Genomic DNA, 15,528 nt, shown 5'->3' on the forward strand with positions numbered 1-15,528 from the left:
CAATGAGGGGGCTACCGCAGCAGGCGGTAGCCCACGATCATCCGCTGCACGGCACTGATCATGACGATCGCAGCCCAGCCGACCGCGATCTGCCAGGCGAAGGCCGGCACGATCAGCCACGCGGAATGCACGGCAATGGTTTCGCCGCCCTCAGCCACCCGACCGAGGAATGACAGCGACCGGCCGTCGTCGACCTGGCGACCCGTGCGTTCCGCGATCGAGGAGAAGGCCAGGAACGTCGCCCCGTTGATGTAGTACGCGAGGAGCACGGCGAGGAACGGCCACCACGGGGCTTCAGCTCCCGCGGTTGCGCCGACGGCAACCCCGACGACCGTCGCGCCGTACACAACGAAGTCCGCGGTGATATCGAGAAACCCGCCGGCTTCGCTCGTGGAGCCCTGAGGGTTCCGCGCCCGGCGCCGTCGAGCAAGCGACCCGTCCAGCCCATCGAGCACCCTCGACACCAACCAGGCCGCGAGGGCCAGCCACCACCACTGGGCAGCCGCGAGCCCCGCGCTCCCCAGGCCGACCACCAGCCCGGCCACCGTCAGGCGATCGGGCGTTATCCACGGCACGTCGATGCGCGCCGCCATGATTGCCACCGGGCGTTCCATGGCGCGACGCAGCTGCGCGTCGATCATTCCGCTGCCTCCCCGTCGATCCGGGTGTGACGTCGGCGGGCGCGCACGCTGTAGACGACGCCGGCGACCGTCAGCAGCCCGAGGGCTCCCGCCGCGATGTAGAACGGCCACCCGAGCGTGGTTCCGAATGCGCCCACCGCGACGTAGGCGATGGTTCCGGGCAGGATGCCCAGCATCGTGCCGATCGCGTAGTCGCGGCGGCTGACGCTGGTCAGTCCGGCCGTGTAGTTGATCACGGTGAACGGCAGCACCGGCACCAGACGTACGCCGATGAGCGCGATGAGGCCCCGGTGCTCCAGGATCTCGTCGACCCGGGCGACGCGCGCTCCGGTGAAACGCTCGACTGCCTCGCGGCCCAGCGCACGCCCGATCGCAAATGCCAGCGCGGCTCCGATGAGAGCTCCCAGATAGACGAGCACAACTCCCAGCGCCCATCCCCAGGTCAGGCCGGCGGCAATGCTGACGACGATCTTCGGGATGGGGGTGAGCGTGGCGACGCCGTATCCGAGAACAAACAGCACAGCGCCCAACCATCCGGCATTCGTGGCGGCTGCCCTGATGTCGTCAACGCTCGGCAGGGGGACCGTGAATCCAACGATGACCACGGCGCCGATAAACGCGAGGAAGAATGCAGCCCGCCAGATGACGGCACGGCGAGATGACTGCATTTGCCTAATGATAGGGATCGCTCGGCCGACTCTTGTGTGATCTGGGGTACCGAGCGGTGGGTCGCGCTGCCCGTAGCGTCAGAGGCTCCACCTGCCGATTGCCGACAGAATTGCTGACCAGTGCACTTCACGCCACCCTCATCCCGCCGAAAGTGGCGAACATTCGCCACCGCGACACTCGCACTGGGTGCACTCGTTGCGCTCGCCGGGTGCGCCGCCCCCTCCGCCGAGGCCACATCCGCGTTCACAGACTGGGACAGCGTGGTGAGTGACGCCCAGGGGCAGACCGTCAACCTGTGGATGTACGGCGGCGACGAGCAGGGCAACAGCTATGTCGACGATGTTCTCGCGCCGGCGGCCGCGGCAGAGGGTGTCACCCTGAACAGGGTCCCGATCGTCGACACCAAGGATGCGCTCAACCGGGTGCTCACCGAGCTGCAGGCGGGTCGAACCGCCGACGGCAGTGTCGATCTGGTGTGGGTCAACGGCGACAACTTCCGCACCGGCAGCGAAGCAGGGGCGTGGCTGTGCGAATGGACGCCGCTGCTGCCGAATATGCGCAACGTCTCGGCGACCGACCCGCTGCTGGGCAGCGACTTCGGCACTCCGGTGAACGGCTGTGAAGCCCCGTGGAACAAGGCCCAGTTCAGCGTCGCCTACAACTCGGACGTGGTCGCAGACCCGCCGTCGACCGTCGCCGGAATTCTGGAATGGGCCGCCTCGCATCCCGGCCGGTTCACCTACCCCGCCCCGCCGGACTTCACAGGTTCCGCGTTCGTCCGGCAGGTGCTGTACAGCGTGTCCGGCGGTTACGAGAATGTTCCTGCCGCGTATTCCGCAGAGAGCTTCGACCAGCTCACCCCCGACCTGTATACGGCGCTGTCGGATGTCGCGCCGTCACTGTGGCGTGGCGGCGACACCTATCCGGCCGACGTCGACCAGCTCAACCAGCTCTACGCCGACGGCCAGATCGACATGACGCTGACGTACGGGCCCGCGACGCTGACCAGACTCGTGGAGGACGGCACGTTCCCCGCGGCGACGAAAGTGCTGTCCATCGCCGAGGGCACCCTCGGCAATGCCAGCTTCCTCGCGATACCGGCCAATGCTGCCCACGCCGCCGGGGCGATGGTGGTTGCGAACCTTGCCCTGTCGGTGGAGCAGCAGGTCGCCAAGGCCGACCCGACGCGCTGGGGTCAATTCACGGCACTGGATGTCGCCGCACTGACGCCAGCTGAACGACAGCAATTCGCCGATCTGCCGCAGTCGACGGTCGTGCCCTCTTTCGAGGTGCTGTCCCGCAATGCCAATCCTGAGCTCTCGGCGGAATGGGTTCCCGCGGTAAACGAGGGATGGCGAACCCGAATCCCGACCCGGTGAACCGCCTGCGAGGGGCCCGGCTCCTCCTCATCGTCGGCATGATCCCGGTGGTCGTCGTCGTGGTGGGCGGACTGGGATCGACCATCCTGCAAAGCATTGGGCTGATGCCGCTCGTGGGGCCAGTCCGCCTGAGTGTCGACGCCTACGTCTCGACAGCGCCCGCTCTGCTCAGCTCCATCGGCACGTCGCTCTGGATCGCGGCCGCCTCCACCGCGGTCGCCATCGTGCTCGGTGCCACGACGGCATTCGTGGTGGTCTCCGGCGGCAGGCTCGGGAGAATCGTCGGGGCCATCGGCGCGGTGACCGTGAGTGTGCCGCACCTCATCGGGGCCGCCACGATGGGACTGCTCCTCGCCGACTCCGGGGTGCTGCCCCGGCTGCTCGGGATCGACGCAACGGCCTGGCCGGCGCTCGTCGCTGGACCGTGGTGGGTTGCGGTCATCGCGGAGTATGCATGGAAAGAATCTGCCTTCATCGCACTGGTGGTTGCCGGAACCCTCCTCACCCGCGTCGCCCAGTTCGATGAACCAGCAGCGATGCTCGGTGCGAGCCGCGGCGCGCGGCTGCGGATGGTCTTCCTTCCGCTCGCTGCACCCGCACTGATTGTCTCCGCGACGATCGTCTTCATCTACACCCTCGGGTCGTACGAGGTCGCCTGGCTGCTCGGCCGCACCTATCCCGAGCCGCTCGCGGTAATGGCCATTCGCCTGTTCAACGACGTGAGCCTGTCGTCGCGCACGGAGTCGGCAGCGATCGCCGTGCTGACCGTCGCGATCTCCCTCGCGGCCGTCGCGGTGGCAGCCGTAGCGATGCGCCGAAGCGCGGTGTGGCGGTGACCATCTCGACGCGAGAGGTTAACCCTTCCCTCGCGGCACAGCGACCTCGGCGGCTTCCCGGCGATCCCGGGCGACCGCTGACCACGTCGCGGGCGTCGAGCAGGATCGGCCGATGCGTGCTCGCGGTGCTGCTCATCGTGTGGTTCGCGCTTCCTCTCGTTCCGCTCGCGCTCTGGGCCTTCGCCGACCGGTGGTCGTTTCCTTCAGCGATACCGACCGTGTGGGGGGTCGACGGACTCGACGCGGCCATCGCCGCAGGCGGCCCCGCAGCATCCGGACGCTCGTTCCTGCTCGGCCTGACAGTCGCGCTGATCGCCACGCCCATTGGTGCGCTGGCGGCGCGCGGGTTGGTTGCCGGCTGGGCGCCCCTGCCGAAAATCCTGCCGGTGCTGCTCTTCGCACCCGTCGCCATCCCGCCGTTCGCGGCGGTGCTGGGAACCAACGTGCTCCTGCTGCGTGCTCACGTTCCGCCGATGCTGGGGCTGGTCGTGGTGCTTGTCGCGGCCGCGGTTCCCTACACGACGTTCATGCTCCGCACGGCCTATGCGGCGCACGACGTGGGATTCGAAGAAGAGGCACGAACGCTCGGTGCCTCTGCCGGCCAGGTGTTGTGGCGAGTTCACCTGCCGTTGATGGCGCCCGCCCTCGCGCGTGCCGCGTTCCTCGCGTTCCTCGTCGGCTGGAGCGATTACCTCGTCACACTCATCGTCGGCGGAGGCCAGTTCGTCACCCTCCCCATGATCACCGCATCGCTGGCGGCGGGGATAGGCAACGACTCCGTTGTTGCCGTGCTCTCGCTGACCGCGGTTCTCCCCCCACTCATCCTGCTGGTCCTGCTGGCTCGAACAGGAAGCCACCGTCGCCCATGACCTCCGCCATCGCCCTGCGCCAGATCACCAAGCGGTTCATCGATCACCGCCCGCCCGCATTGAGCGGGGTAAATCTCGACGTGCTCCCTGGCACGTGCACAGCCCTGCTCGGCCCCAGCGGTTCCGGCAAGAGCACGATCCTGCGCATCATCGCCGGGCTCGAAGACCCGAGCGGCGGGCGCATCCTCCTGGGCGGCCGGGACATCACCGATGTGCTCCCCGAGAAGCGCAACGTCGGCCTCGTCTTCCAGCGACCGCTGCTGTTCCCGCACCTGTCGGTCATCGATAACGTCGCCTTCGCGGACCGCGCGGCGGGACAGACTCGACGGCAGGCTCGCGACCGTGCCCGGCCGTACCTGGACATGGTGCAGTTGGGTGATCTGGGTGACCGGGGTGTCGGCTCGTTGTCTGGAGGACAGGAGCAGCGCGTCGCGATCGCCCGTGCGCTTGCCGCGCAGCCCACGATCCTGCTGCTTGACGAACCCTTCAGTGCACTCGACGCGACGTTGCGCCACGAAATGCACGAACTGTTGCTGCGGATCCGCCGCGAACTCTCACCCACGATCCTGATGGTCACCCACGATCGCGACGAGGCCACTGTCGTTGCAGACCGGATCGCCGTGCTCGAGAACGGTCAGCTACTGCAGCACGACACGGTGGATCGCGTGTATCACCGACCCGCGTCGCTCGATGTTGCCCGGCTAATGGGCGGCGAGAACGTCGTCAGCGGGGTCGTGAGGGGCGGCGTTCATCACTCCGGACTCGGGGCTGTTCCCGTCGACGAGAGCGCCGAGGAAGGCCCAGGGGCGCTCGTCTTCCGCCACGAGTCGGCGGGCCTGATCCCCGGTCACGCGTCGCCGGCTCCGGCGGGTGCGTTGCACGCCACCGTCGTCGCCGTAATTCGCAGTGGGCTTCGCCAGCGGGCGACGGTTCGCGTCGGCACCGAGCTTCTCCAGGTTGAGGTCCCCGGGACCATGACCGTCACTGCTGGTGATGCCGTCACGATCATCCTCCCCGAACAGATCCTGTGGGTCGTAGCGACCTGACGGGTGTGTGACCCGCGATACCGACCACGGAGCTACTCGGGCGCACAATGGTGAGATGAAGATCGACATACTCCACATCGACGCCTGCCCCAACTGGGAAGATGCGGGTCGCGTCATCACCGAGTTGATTGACGAGCTCGGCATCGCTGGGGCCGAGCCCACCTATACCCTCATCCGCACCCCGGAAGACGCAGCGAAGGTCGCGTTTGCCGGTTCGCCGACGATCCTCATCGATGGAGTGGATGTCGACCCAGGGTCGGCACCGACGACCGACCTCGCGTGCCGCATCTACCGCAACGGTCAGCGCACGGCGGGACTTCCGACCAAAGATGCACTACGCGAGGCGATTCTCAGCCACCAGTCGCCGCAATGACACCGGGCGCGCTGTCACCGGTCGCCCGCGTCGTCGTGGCGCTCGCCGGTGGCATCGCGCTCTCGGTGCTGATCTATCTGTTGGCTCTCTGGCTGGATGTCAGCACCCTCGCCGAGCGACCGGCAACGTGCACGGAGACTGGCTGCTTCTGCGAAGCCCCGCTGGGCGTTGTGCCGATGCAGTTCGCCAATTCCGTCAGTTCGCTCGGCTTCGTGTTTCTCGGCGTGTGGACCCTGGTGGCCGCCCGGCGGCCGGCCGTGGGATCACCCGAACGTCGACTCACCCCGCTCTTCGGTGCCGCGCTTGTCTTCATCGGCGCCTCGAGTTTTCTCTACCATTCGACGCTGTCGTTCTTCGGTCAGTTTCTCGACATCTTCTCGATGTACATCTTCGGCATCCTGCTGGCGCTCGGGGCGCTGTACCGCAGCGGCAGGCTCGGCGCCCGCACGGCGTTGGCGCTGTTCATCACACTCAGCCTGTCGATGGCCGTCGTGCAATTTTTGGTGCCGGATGCCCGGCGCGTGCTCTTCGTGGTGCTGCTGCTGCCGGGAATCGTGCTCGAACTGATGCCGTTTGTCACCGGCAGCAGACCGCGCTCGCGACACGTGCGCTTCATCTGGATCGGGGTCGCCGCCATGGTCGTGGCCTACGTGATCTGGATTCTCGACCAGACGACGTTCTTCTGCTCGGCACAGTCACCCATCCAGGGCCACGCGATCTGGCATCTGCTCGGCGCTGTCGCCGCCGTGATGATAGTGGCGCACTATCGGGACACGCAGCACGGGGCTAGTCCAGGATGACCGGCTGAAGGGTCGCACTTTTCGGCTCGCGGTTGTCTCCGGACGACCGTCCGGTGAGCCGCCGTCCGATCCACGGCAACACGTACTCCCGCCAGTAGGCCGAGGTGCGCGGCCGCGCGATGTCGTTCTCGTCGTCGGCGGGGGAGAGGATCGGCACCCCGAGGGCGGCGAGCACATTTCCGGCGACGCAGGCGTGGCCGGCGCCGTTGAGGTGCAGCTTGTCGATCGACCAGTAGCGCAGTTGCGCGAGCTCGGCATCCGCCCAGTTGTCGACCCAGGTGACGCCGTCACGCGGCAGACGCTCGCGCACGGCCAGCGCGAGCTGGTCGCCGCGCTTCTCGATGGCCGCCCCGAGCGGGATGTGCCGGGTCGGGTTTGCGCCGCTGGCCAGCACAACGTGGATTCCGGCGGTGGTCGCCGAATCCACGGCTGCGAGAAGCTGGTCGGCGACAGCGGCGATCGAGACACGGGGGCGCATGATGTCGTTGCCCCCGCCGGTTGATGCTGATCAGTGCGGGGTTCAGGGCGATCGCGGCATCCATTTGTCCTGATGCGATGGGGGCGAGGAGTCGCCCGCGGATCGCAAGGTTCGCGTAGGTCACCGTGTCGGGGGATGCGAGCGCGAGCCCACGCGCCACCAGGTCGGCCCATCCCCGAACCGATCCGTCCGGCAGGTCGTCGCCGACCCCTTCAGTGAAGCTGTCGCCGATGGCGACGTAGCTGGAATAGACCATGCCTCCATCTTCGCCTACCCGGCGGGACCAATGGCTCTGTCGAATGCGAGCGGAGCCGCCAAGGATTGGGGCAGACCTAATGAGAAAGTTGAGGTGGCGAGATGAATTGGGGCTATAGCGGCATGGCCGGGTGGGCGTGGGGCTTTGGCGCGCTGGTGGTCGTCGGGGTTGTGATCCTGGTCATCGTGCTAATTCGGTTGCTCGGCAAACCGAGCAGCTCAACGTCATCGCCAAAGCGGATCCTCGACGAACGCTACGCACGAGGTGAGGTAACAACTGAGGAGTATCGGGAGCGGCTTTCCGCGCTCGGGCTGGACACCTAATGGAACCCATCAGCCGCCGCACCGCTCTGGCTTTGGGCGGGGTTGGTGCCCTCGTCGTCGTTGCGGGGGGTGCGGGCCTCGTGACGGTGCTTTCGTCGACGCCCGGTGCCCCGCCGCTCGCACCGGACGGGTCCGAGCTTGCCCAGCCGAAACTGCTTCGAAGCGTCGACGGCCTGCTCGCGGTGGATCTCGTCGCGGCCCGATCCCCGGTGGTCATCGGCGGCATCCGGGTCAACGCCCTGACCTACAACGGCACGCTGCCCGGTCCGACACTCGTGGTGCGGCCGGGAGACACGCTGGCGGTGACACACACGAACCTCCTCGACGATCCGACGAATCTGCACACTCACGGGCTCCACGTGTCGCCGGAGGGAGCGAGCGACAACGTGCTCATCCGCATCGACCCGGGAGCGACCTTCGACTACCGCTACGAAATTTCCTCCGACCATCCGCCGGGGATGTACTGGTACCACCCTCACCACCACGGGATGGCCGCCGAGCAGGTATTCGGCGGACTCTACGGCGCCATCATCGTGGAAGAGGCCGAGCCTATTCCTGCGTCTGTCGAACGGGTGCTCATCGTGTCGGACGTCAGTTTCGATGCATCCGGCACCATCGCGACGGCCTTCGCGATGGATCAGATGCAGGGACGCGAGGGCTCGACCATGCTGCTGAACGGCCAGGTCGGGGCGACCATGAGTGCGCGGCCGGGAAACCGGGAACGCTGGCGCATCGTCAACGCCTGCAGCTCGCGCTACCTCGACCTGCGACTCGACGGCCAGGCGCTTCAGCTGCTGGGCGTCGACTCCGGTCGGTTCGCCGCGCCTCGCGACGTGGAGTCGATCGCATTGATGCCCGGCAACCGGGCCGACGTTCTCGTGACCATGGCGGAGGGCATCTCCGTGCTGAAAACGCACCCCGTGGATAGAGGTTCCCCGGCGGGCATGATGGGCGGAAGCACCCAGACCGGCGGCGTCGTGGACCTGGCCACACTGACCGTCTCCGGCTCCGCGGTGGCCTCGTTCCCGAGCGCTCCGAGCGCTGTCGAGCGAGACCTGCGATCCGAGCCGCTCGACGGCGCGAGGACGCTCACCTTCGCGATGGGTGGAGCGGGGATGGGCGGCGCGATGATGCGATTCACCATCGACGGACGTTCCTTCGATCCCGAGCGCATCGATCAGTCCGTTGTCGCGGGCACAATCGAGGAGTGGACGATCGTCAACACGAGCCCGATGGATCATCCGTTTCACCTGCACGTCTGGCCGATGCAGGTCATCGAGGTCGGCGGCCAGGCCGTCGAGACACCCGCCTGGCAGGACGTCCTGAACGTGCCGGCGCAGAGCAACTCACGGGTGCGCATCGCCTTCGACGGCATCACCGGCACCACCGTCTATCACTGCCACATCCTTGACCACGAAGACCTGGGGATGATGGGCATCATCTCGGTGGGCTGAGATTGAGTAGATCGCTAATGGGTGTTACCATATACCCCATGGGGGTATACCTCCCTCGCTACTACCGTGAACACAAGGAGCTCCACATGTGCAATTCCCCCAGCGTTGGCGCAGACCTTGGCCTCACCGACAAGAATCATGCCTGCAATTGCGGTCACGCCAGCACCCCGGCGCCCGCTCCCGAGGCCGCGGCCGATGCGATCCGTGAGCATTACCTCGTCGAAGGCATGACCTGCAGCCACTGCGTGGCGAGCATCACCGAAGAGGTGTCAGCCGTCGACGGTGTCGACAGCGTCAGCGTAGAACTGAACGCCGGGGGAGCCTCCCGGATTATGGTCGTCAGTTCCGCACCGATCGAACCCGGCGCCATTCGGGATGCCGTGACCCAAGCCGGGTATTCGCTCGCAGCTGGCTAGCCCGCTGTCCCGGCCACATCGTTCAGGGTGCTGACTTATGCTGATTCCGATGAGGTGCACAGAATGAGTGTGAGCGCGATCCGCCGTGCGCTGCGGCCCCGCCGAGCTCTGTGGCGCAATCTTCTGGTCAGTCTGCTGGCGGTGACGGCCATTATGGCTGGGCTGCTGACCATGCACTCTCTGAACCTTGAACACGGCGGAAGCGCCAGCACCGTGTCGTCCACCGCCGCTCTGAGCCACCACGACGCGACCGTGGTCGCTGGCGACCCGGCGATGGCCGCAACCGATAGTTGCGGGGATCCGTGCGCACCCGAGCACTCGATGACGGTGATGGCGTGCATCCTGGCACTGTTGGTCTCCGTGTTGCTGATCGGCGCGATGCGCGTAATCACCTCCTGGGCGCCCGTGCGCAGACGCATCGCCGCGATTGTCGACCAGGCGGTGGCCCTTTCGCTGCCCGCCCCACCCTCTCTTCACGCTCTGTGCATCAGTAGAACCTGATTCCGCCTGCTCTGGCGCGCCCAGAACACGCATGAAACCCCGGATCGGGGTCACCGAATCAGCTCCACCTACTGAACGAAGAAAGACGATGATGAAACTCCGCACTATCGCGCTAATTTCCAGCGCCCTCGTAAGCGCCCTTGTTCTCGCCGGATGCTCGGCCGCAGACTCGGCGTCCAGCCCCAGCCCCAGCTCCTCCGCGGAAGCATCGGCGGTGTTCAACTCGGCCGACGTGATGTTTGCCTCCGGCATGATTCCTCACCACCAGCAGGCTGTCGAAATGGCAGACGTCGTATTGGCGAAAGACGGCATCGACACGCGTGTGATCGAGCTGGCGCAGCAGATCAAGGCGGCCCAGGATCCCGAAATCACCACGATGAAGGGCTGGCTCACTGAGTGGGGCATCGAGTACGACGAGTCCGCTATGGAGGGCATGGTCGGCATGGAGGGGATGGATCACGGCGACGGGCTGATGTCGCAGAGCGACATGGATGAACTCGACCGGGCCACCGGTGACGAGGCCAGCCGACTCTTCCTCGAGCAGATGATCGTGCACCACGAGGGCGCGATCATGATGGCCGGGCTCGAGATCGACAATGGAAACAACCCCGCCGCGATCGAACTGGCAGAGGCGATCGTGTCCGGTCAAACCACGGAGGTCACGACCATGAACACGCTGCTCGGCTCGCTCTAGCTGATGCCACTGTGCGCGCTGCGGCGATCCTTCACGGGTCGCCGCAGCGCGCACCACACCGACCTCCGAACTGTGAAACGGAATCCTCATGCTCCACCGAAACAGCAATCACGCTCTCCTGGCCGGCTCCGGCCTCGCGGCCATCCTCAGCGCCACCCTTCTTCTCACCGGCTGCACCTCCGCCAGCACAGTGCCCACCGCGTCACCGACGGCAGGCGCCCCGTTCCAGCACATCCACGAACTCCAGCCTGATGAGCGCGACGGCACACTGCTGGTCGCCACGCACGACGGGCTCTACCGGCTCACCGTCGGCCCGGACGGCGACTCCACGGCGGCGGGACCGGTCGGCGGTCTGGACTTCGACCCGATGGGCTTCGCCGTTGCAGACGGTATTGCGTACGCCTCGGGACATCCCGGGCCGACCACCCCCGACGAGTTCGGCAGCCCGAACCTTGGGCTGATCACGAGCACCGATCTCGGCGAGACCTGGACCAACGTGTCGCTAACCGGCGAAACCGATTTCCACGCCCTCACCGTGATGACGGATGGTGGTGGCTCGCCGCGGGTGTTCGGAATCGACTCATCCAGTCAGAACCTCCAACGCAGTCTGGATGGCGGCCTCACCTGGAGCGACGGTGCCGAACTGGTCGCCCGCGACATCCTTGCCGCAGGCGACGTGCTCTACGCCACCACCGCCGAGGGCCTCGCCGCCAGCATGGATGATGGAGCCACCTTCACCGTCGACACCTCTGCCCCCGCGCTGTACCTCCTGGCGACAGACTCGGTGGGCGCGCTCGCCGGGGTGGACACCGCCGGCAGGATCTGGGTGCATGACGCTGCCGGCACGTGGACCATGGGCGGCGCGGTGACCGGGATGCCGCAGGCCCTCGCCACCGACGGTGAGCGTGTGTACGTAGCAGATGACCGCGGCATCTCTTTCACCGAGGATGCCGGAGCCACGTGGGTCGCGGTGACCGTAGTTGCGTAAAGCCGCGGTTCAGTCAACGCCTTGAGCGATGAGGCTGGCGCGGCGAAAGATCGAAGAACCGGACAAGCGAAAGGACATTTCGATGAACCCCGAAAGCAGTAGCGAGCAGAGCAAGACAACCGCCGACAAGCATCAGGGCGGCGAACACAACCAGCGGCGGATGTACCTGCTGTTCGGAGCCATGATTCTCACCTCGACGACGGTGATGTTTCTGCTCACGTACACCAACGTTTTCAGCATCGATCACGTGCGGTGGAGCGAGGAGCGCTTTTACATGGCTCTGCTGATGGGCTCGGCAATGGCGATCATCATGCTGAGTTTCATGTGGGCCATGATGTACCGCAACGTCAAGGTCAACATCGCGATCATCCTGGTCGCATTGGTTCTGGGCGGGGCGGGCCTTGGGCTGTCCCGGTCGCAGGCACTGGTCGGCGACGTGGCTTACATGGATGGGATGATTCCTCATCACTCAATCGCCATCCTGACCAGTGGGCGGGCCAACCTCGACGACGTGCGGGTTCGCGAGCTTGCTGACGGGATCATCGACGCGCAGGAGAAGGAGATCGCCGAGATGAATTGGCTCGTCGACGACATCGCTGCCAACGGCAAGGCCACCACACAGGAGGAGGCCGACCAGCGCCCAGTCCCCGACTTCAGTTCCGCGCGCTAGCTAGTTACGCCGCAGCTTCAGCACGCCATCGACCATCGTGGCGGCGGATCCGTCCGTCGCCACGGTCGGCCGTTCGATGAGGCCGTTTGTGAGCACCGTCCAGTCGGACAGCGCGAGGCGCGGGTTGTCGTCGAACAGCACGGCGAGCACCTCGTCGGGCGTCGGCAGCTCTTCGGCGGCGGCGTGGTGGTGGTTTGCGGCATCGGCATCCACCCAATGCGGCACACCGGAGTGGCCCACAATCAGCAGCAGCCCACCGGGAGCCACGGCCTCGGCAGCCCGCCGCAGAATCTCGTCGCGCGGCAGCTCGACGCTCGAGTGCAGGAAGCAGGCGGTGACGAGGTCGTAGGTGGTCGGTGGATGCCACGCGCCGAGGTCTGCGGCCACCCACGTGATGTCGTCGCCGGGTTGCTGGGCCGCGGCACCAATCGCGAGCGCTGCTGGCGCGATGTCCACCGCCGTCACGGACCAGCCGTTTCGGGCCAGCCAGAGGGCGTCGCCACCCTCGCCGCTGCCGAGGTCGAGGGCGGTGCCGGGCGCGACTCCGCCGACCTCACGCTGCAGCGCGGCGTTGACGTTGCCGCTCCACGTCTTGCCGCCCTCGAGGTAGCGATTCTCCCAATACTCGGCGGCTGTCGGAGTGCGGTCGGCTGTGCTCATGCTCCCATCGTGGCCGGGCGCCCGTTCGAGGGCAATTCGCGGCTGTCGGCGGGGGAGTACGATTCCCACCGTGACCCCCGGTGAAGAGATCGACAACCTGATCGCGAACAACCCAGACTGGCGCGGCGACATGCTGGCAAAGCTGCGCGCGACGATCCTGGCGACAGACCCGCAGATCGTCGAAACCTGGAAGTGGATGGGCTCTCCCGTCTGGGAGCTCGGCGGCATCATCTGCGTCGGCAACATCCACAAAAACAAGGCGAAGCTGGTCTTCATGGATGGCGCGGCTCTCGCCGACCCCGACGGGCTCTTCAACGCCGAATTAGAGGGCAACAAGCGCCGGGCCATCGACTTCTTCGAGGATGATGCGACCTCCGCCGAGTCGCTGCAGAATCTCATCCGCGCCGCCATCGCGCACATTCAGGAGCGCGCGAAGAAGTAGCAGCCGAGGCTGCGGTAGGCCAAAACCGTCACGGCGTCAACGCCCCCGGCGGGTGACGGTGTCGAACCTAGTGTGAAGGTACGGAATTCTCCGTGACACCGAAGGATGGTCATCCATGAAGCAACGCACCATTGGCGACGTACAGGTCAGCTCGATCGGACTGGGCGGCATGCCCATGTCGATCGAGGGGCGGCCCGATCGTGAGCGCTCGATTGCCACGATTCACGCCGCTCTCGATGCTGGTGTGACGCTCATCGACACCGCAGACTCGTACCACCTGGTTGGTGTAGACGTTGGGCACAATGAGTCGCTCATCGCGGAGGCGCTGGCGTCGTGGGGCTCGGACACGTCCGGCATTCTCGTGGCGACCAAGGGCGGACACCTGCGACCGACCGCCGGCCCCTGGGCGCAGGACGGGCATCCCGAGTATCTGAAGGATGCCGCGAAAGCCTCAGCGAAACGCCTCGGAGTCGAGTCGATCGGGCTGTACCAGTTTCACCGCCCCGACCCGGAGGTCGACTACGCGGACTCGGTCGGTGCGATCCGCGACCTGCTCGACGACGGCACGATCCGCATGGCCGGGATCTCGAATGCAGATCCCGATCAGATTCGGCTGGCCAGCGACATCCTCGGCGGTCGGCTGGTCTCGGTGCAGAACCAGTTCTCGCCGAAGTTCCGCTCCAGCGAGCCCGAACTCAGGCTGTGTGCGGAGCTCGGCATCGCCTTCCTGCCGTGGAGTCCCCTCGGCGGCATCTCCGGAGCGAAAGAGCTCGGCGGAAAGTGGGCGCACTTCCAGGACGTGGCCGACGCGCACGGCGTGAGCCCGCAGCAGGTCTGCCTCGCCTGGGAGCTCGCCCTTGCGCCGGTCGTCATCCCGATTCCGGGTGCATCGCGCCCCGAGAGCATCCTTGACTCCGTGAAGGCAGCCGAACTCCAGCTCACCGACGACGAGGTGGAGCGGCTCTCGCGCTAGGCGGTGCCCCTGCCACCGCGGACTACCGCGGCGGCAGGGTGAGCCGTGCAGAGCGTTCCCACGCGAGCTCGCGCGACCGGATCGCGAGGGCCTGCTCGACGCGATGGGCACCGTGCTCGTGCGTCAGGCTGGAGTGCGATCGGCGACCCCACCTGATCAGGGCGAGACCAACGTGCAGGGCAAACCTGTCGAGCAACGCGACCCTTTGTGGCGGCAGCGGTCGGGCGACGGGTTGAGGTGATGGGTGGATGTGACGACCGTGGACGGTCGTCGTGGTTGTACGCATGAGCGTGCTTTCTGTGTGCAACTGCGCGCCCACCCAGTGCGAGTGCCCGGGGTGACGCTGGGATGCCGAACGAGCGGCCGGAAGAGGATGCGGCTCGCAGACTGCAAAAATGCTGTGCTGATCTGGGGGCTGGTTCGGGGCGAGCCACCTGCGGGTGGCCGAGTTCGCTAGCCGAGGGGGCGGGGTGCGCGGCGAATGTCGCCTGCGCTCCGCAGGAAGCCTGGGGTGCGAGTTGATGCCGAGAATCGGATCATGAACATGGTGGCCTCCCTTCGCTGGTCGCGTGAAACTACGGTACGACTGGGTGCAGTCGAGCGCAAGAAAAATATCGCGACCGTTGAAATTCACCACGCCCGTGCGCCCACCTCGCGAACATGTGTATCCCCTCCGAGTCTGGCTCTCAGCTTGAGGCTCGTCGCCAAGTGCGGAAGCGTGGCTGACTTCACAGCACGACAATGCTTGCCAAACGGGAGGACGAATTCCATGCTCACACTCACAGATACAGCCACGACCGTCGTCAAATCCATCGTCGAGAAGGCGCCAGAGGCCGATGCGGCCGGCCTGCGCATCCACGGCACCGCCGAGGACGCCACCAACTTCACCGTCGCGGTCGTCGCCGCTGCCGAGCCCGGTGACTCGGTTGTCGAGACATCCGGAGCCCGCGTGTTCCTCGAGCCGAACGCCTCCAAGGCTCTCGATGACAAGGTGCTCGACGCCGAGGTCACAGCCGAAGGCGCTGTCACCTTTGCGCTGACTTCCCGCTAAAGCTCCCAC

General features: G+C 66.3%; 21 protein-coding genes and 1 pseudogene. 16 read left to right on the forward strand and 6 right to left on the reverse strand.

The genetic code is table 11. The features are described from left to right. Positions 1 to 11: 11 nt before the first annotated feature. Positions 12 to 641, reverse strand: a complete 630-nt coding sequence (locus tag QMG83_RS12935) for a CDP-alcohol phosphatidyltransferase family protein (RefSeq protein WP_283505818.1) — start codon at positions 639 to 641, stop codon at positions 12 to 14. Further along, positions 638 to 1,309, reverse strand: a complete 672-nt coding sequence (locus QMG83_RS12940) for a TVP38/TMEM64 family protein (protein WP_283505819.1) — start codon at positions 1,307 to 1,309, stop codon at positions 638 to 640. The genes QMG83_RS12935 and QMG83_RS12940 overlap by 4 nt, the downstream gene beginning before the upstream one ends. A 120-nt stretch (positions 1,310 to 1,429) precedes the next feature. Between QMG83_RS12940 and QMG83_RS12945 the strand changes: the two genes are divergently transcribed. The 6 genes from QMG83_RS12945 to QMG83_RS12970 are packed head-to-tail and all read left to right on the forward strand — an operon-like array spanning position 1,430 to position 6,613. After that, positions 1,430 to 2,689, forward strand: coding sequence for an ABC transporter substrate-binding protein (locus QMG83_RS12945; RefSeq protein ID WP_283505820.1), 1,260 nt, complete (start codon positions 1,430 to 1,432; stop codon positions 2,687 to 2,689). Next, the gene (locus QMG83_RS12950; protein ID WP_283505821.1) at positions 2,662 to 3,525 is read left to right on the forward strand and encodes an ABC transporter permease; all 864 of its coding nucleotides are present in this window, start codon (positions 2,662 to 2,664) and stop codon (positions 3,523 to 3,525) included. The genes QMG83_RS12945 and QMG83_RS12950 overlap by 28 nt, the downstream gene beginning before the upstream one ends. Beyond that, positions 3,522 to 4,394 carry an ABC transporter permease gene (locus QMG83_RS12955; protein ID WP_283505822.1) on the forward strand — a complete coding sequence of 291 codons (873 nt, stop codon included), beginning with the start codon at positions 3,522 to 3,524 and terminating at the stop codon, positions 4,392 to 4,394. Before QMG83_RS12950 ends, QMG83_RS12955 begins: the two co-directional genes overlap by 4 nt. Beyond that, the gene (locus QMG83_RS12960; protein ID WP_283505823.1) at positions 4,391 to 5,440 is read left to right on the forward strand and encodes an ABC transporter ATP-binding protein; all 1,050 of its coding nucleotides are present in this window, start codon (positions 4,391 to 4,393) and stop codon (positions 5,438 to 5,440) included. The genes QMG83_RS12955 and QMG83_RS12960 overlap by 4 nt, the downstream gene beginning before the upstream one ends. A 55-nt stretch (positions 5,441 to 5,495) precedes the next feature. After that, positions 5,496 to 5,813 (forward strand): DF family (seleno)protein, encoded by a 318-nt coding sequence (locus tag QMG83_RS12965; RefSeq protein ID WP_283505824.1) that lies wholly within the window; start codon positions 5,496 to 5,498, stop codon positions 5,811 to 5,813. Then, positions 5,810 to 6,613 (forward strand): ceramidase domain-containing protein, encoded by an 804-nt coding sequence (locus QMG83_RS12970; protein ID WP_283505825.1) that lies wholly within the window; start codon positions 5,810 to 5,812, stop codon positions 6,611 to 6,613. The genes QMG83_RS12965 and QMG83_RS12970 overlap by 4 nt, the downstream gene beginning before the upstream one ends. Here QMG83_RS12970 and QMG83_RS12975 read toward each other — a convergent pair. Continuing rightward, positions 6,600 to 7,091, reverse strand: a complete 492-nt coding sequence (locus tag QMG83_RS12975; protein ID WP_349358004.1) for an SGNH/GDSL hydrolase family protein — start codon at positions 7,089 to 7,091, stop codon at positions 6,600 to 6,602. The two genes, QMG83_RS12970 and QMG83_RS12975, sit on opposite strands and share 14 nt — an antisense overlap. Positions 7,092 to 7,173: 82 nt before the next feature. Then, positions 7,174 to 7,347: pseudogene (locus tag QMG83_RS15430) on the reverse strand (SGNH/GDSL hydrolase family protein); the annotation flags it as partial. A 101-nt stretch (positions 7,348 to 7,448) separates the two neighbouring features. Here QMG83_RS15430 and QMG83_RS12980 point away from each other — a divergent pair. From QMG83_RS12980 to QMG83_RS13010, 7 genes are all read left to right on the forward strand, one after another. After that, positions 7,449 to 7,670: an SHOCT domain-containing protein gene (locus QMG83_RS12980; protein WP_283505826.1), complete on the forward strand. Its 222-nt coding sequence runs from the start codon at positions 7,449 to 7,451 to the stop codon at positions 7,668 to 7,670. Beyond that, positions 7,670 to 9,124: a multicopper oxidase family protein gene (locus QMG83_RS12985; protein ID WP_283505827.1), complete on the forward strand. Its 1,455-nt coding sequence runs from the start codon at positions 7,670 to 7,672 to the stop codon at positions 9,122 to 9,124. The genes QMG83_RS12980 and QMG83_RS12985 overlap by 1 nt, the downstream gene beginning before the upstream one ends. A gap of 86 nt (positions 9,125 to 9,210) precedes the next feature. Further along, the gene (locus QMG83_RS12990; protein WP_283505828.1) at positions 9,211 to 9,540 is read left to right on the forward strand and encodes a heavy-metal-associated domain-containing protein; all 330 of its coding nucleotides are present in this window, start codon (positions 9,211 to 9,213) and stop codon (positions 9,538 to 9,540) included. A gap of 63 nt (positions 9,541 to 9,603) precedes the next feature. Then, entirely contained in the window at positions 9,604 to 10,041 is a 438-nt protein-coding gene (locus QMG83_RS12995; protein WP_283505829.1) for a DUF6153 family protein, read from the forward strand. Positions 10,042 to 10,129: 88 nt separating this feature from the next. Next, the gene (locus QMG83_RS13000; protein ID WP_349358007.1) at positions 10,130 to 10,735 is read left to right on the forward strand and encodes a DUF305 domain-containing protein; all 606 of its coding nucleotides are present in this window, start codon (positions 10,130 to 10,132) and stop codon (positions 10,733 to 10,735) included. 88 nt (positions 10,736 to 10,823) lie between these two features. Then, entirely contained in the window at positions 10,824 to 11,723 is a 900-nt protein-coding gene (locus QMG83_RS13005) for a F510_1955 family glycosylhydrolase (RefSeq protein ID WP_283505830.1), read from the forward strand. An 82-nt stretch (positions 11,724 to 11,805) separates the two neighbouring features. Next, positions 11,806 to 12,393: a DUF305 domain-containing protein gene (locus QMG83_RS13010; RefSeq protein ID WP_283505831.1), complete on the forward strand. Its 588-nt coding sequence runs from the start codon at positions 11,806 to 11,808 to the stop codon at positions 12,391 to 12,393. Here QMG83_RS13010 and QMG83_RS13015 read toward each other — a convergent pair whose 3' ends face one another. Beyond that, positions 12,394 to 13,053, reverse strand: coding sequence for a class I SAM-dependent methyltransferase (locus QMG83_RS13015; RefSeq protein ID WP_283505832.1), 660 nt, complete (start codon positions 13,051 to 13,053; stop codon positions 12,394 to 12,396). It lies immediately after the preceding gene. Positions 13,054 to 13,123: 70 nt separating this feature from the next. Between QMG83_RS13015 and QMG83_RS13020 the strand changes: the two genes are divergently transcribed. Together QMG83_RS13020 and QMG83_RS13025 are read left to right on the forward strand one after the other, a co-directional pair. Continuing rightward, positions 13,124 to 13,495, forward strand: coding sequence for a DUF1801 domain-containing protein (locus tag QMG83_RS13020; RefSeq protein ID WP_283505833.1), 372 nt, complete (start codon positions 13,124 to 13,126; stop codon positions 13,493 to 13,495). A gap of 115 nt (positions 13,496 to 13,610) precedes the next feature. Continuing rightward, positions 13,611 to 14,468, forward strand: coding sequence for an aldo/keto reductase (locus QMG83_RS13025; RefSeq protein WP_283505834.1), 858 nt, complete (start codon positions 13,611 to 13,613; stop codon positions 14,466 to 14,468). A gap of 22 nt (positions 14,469 to 14,490) precedes the next feature. Here the strand turns inward: QMG83_RS13025 and QMG83_RS13030 are convergent, their stop codons facing one another. Further along, positions 14,491 to 14,754 (reverse strand): hypothetical protein, encoded by a 264-nt coding sequence (locus QMG83_RS13030; protein ID WP_283505835.1) that lies wholly within the window; start codon positions 14,752 to 14,754, stop codon positions 14,491 to 14,493. Between the two features lie 483 nt (positions 14,755 to 15,237). On the opposite strand from QMG83_RS13030, the gene QMG83_RS13035 reads away from it, so the two are divergent. Continuing rightward, positions 15,238 to 15,519 carry an iron-sulfur cluster assembly accessory protein gene (locus QMG83_RS13035; RefSeq protein WP_283505836.1) on the forward strand — a complete coding sequence of 94 codons (282 nt, stop codon included), beginning with the start codon at positions 15,238 to 15,240 and terminating at the stop codon, positions 15,517 to 15,519. Positions 15,520 to 15,528: the final 9 nt, after the last annotated feature.

The organism is Salinibacterium sp. G-O1 (assembly GCF_030063305.1).
Classification (GTDB): domain Bacteria; phylum Actinomycetota; class Actinomycetes; order Actinomycetales; family Microbacteriaceae; genus Rhodoglobus.

Coding starts and splice junctions, on each gene's coding strand:
- QMG83_RS12935 (WP_283505818.1), bottom strand. CDS start 641: ATGATCGACGCGCAGCTGCGTCGCGCCATGGAACGCCCGGTGGCAATC.
- QMG83_RS12940 (WP_283505819.1), bottom strand. CDS start 1,309: ATGCAGTCATCTCGCCGTGCCGTCATCTGGCGGGCTGCATTCTTCCTC.
- QMG83_RS12950 (WP_283505821.1), top strand. CDS start 2,662: ATGGCGAACCCGAATCCCGACCCGGTGAACCGCCTGCGAGGGGCCCGG.
- QMG83_RS12960 (WP_283505823.1), top strand. CDS start 4,391: ATGACCTCCGCCATCGCCCTGCGCCAGATCACCAAGCGGTTCATCGAT.
- QMG83_RS12965 (WP_283505824.1), top strand. CDS start 5,496: ATGAAGATCGACATACTCCACATCGACGCCTGCCCCAACTGGGAAGAT.
- QMG83_RS12970 (WP_283505825.1), top strand. CDS start 5,810: ATGACACCGGGCGCGCTGTCACCGGTCGCCCGCGTCGTCGTGGCGCTC.
- QMG83_RS12975 (WP_349358004.1), bottom strand. CDS start 7,091: ATGCGCCCCCGTGTCTCGATCGCCGCTGTCGCCGACCAGCTTCTCGCA.
- QMG83_RS12980 (WP_283505826.1), top strand. CDS start 7,449: ATGAATTGGGGCTATAGCGGCATGGCCGGGTGGGCGTGGGGCTTTGGC.
- QMG83_RS12985 (WP_283505827.1), top strand. CDS start 7,670: ATGGAACCCATCAGCCGCCGCACCGCTCTGGCTTTGGGCGGGGTTGGT.
- QMG83_RS12990 (WP_283505828.1), top strand. CDS start 9,211: ATGTGCAATTCCCCCAGCGTTGGCGCAGACCTTGGCCTCACCGACAAG.
- QMG83_RS12995 (WP_283505829.1), top strand. CDS start 9,604: ATGAGTGTGAGCGCGATCCGCCGTGCGCTGCGGCCCCGCCGAGCTCTG.
- QMG83_RS13000 (WP_349358007.1), top strand. CDS start 10,130: ATGATGAAACTCCGCACTATCGCGCTAATTTCCAGCGCCCTCGTAAGC.
- QMG83_RS13005 (WP_283505830.1), top strand. CDS start 10,824: ATGCTCCACCGAAACAGCAATCACGCTCTCCTGGCCGGCTCCGGCCTC.
- QMG83_RS13010 (WP_283505831.1), top strand. CDS start 11,806: ATGAACCCCGAAAGCAGTAGCGAGCAGAGCAAGACAACCGCCGACAAG.
- QMG83_RS13015 (WP_283505832.1), bottom strand. CDS start 13,053: ATGAGCACAGCCGACCGCACTCCGACAGCCGCCGAGTATTGGGAGAAT.
- QMG83_RS13025 (WP_283505834.1), top strand. CDS start 13,611: ATGAAGCAACGCACCATTGGCGACGTACAGGTCAGCTCGATCGGACTG.
- QMG83_RS13030 (WP_283505835.1), bottom strand. CDS start 14,754: ATGCGTACAACCACGACGACCGTCCACGGTCGTCACATCCACCCATCA.
- QMG83_RS13035 (WP_283505836.1), top strand. CDS start 15,238: ATGCTCACACTCACAGATACAGCCACGACCGTCGTCAAATCCATCGTC.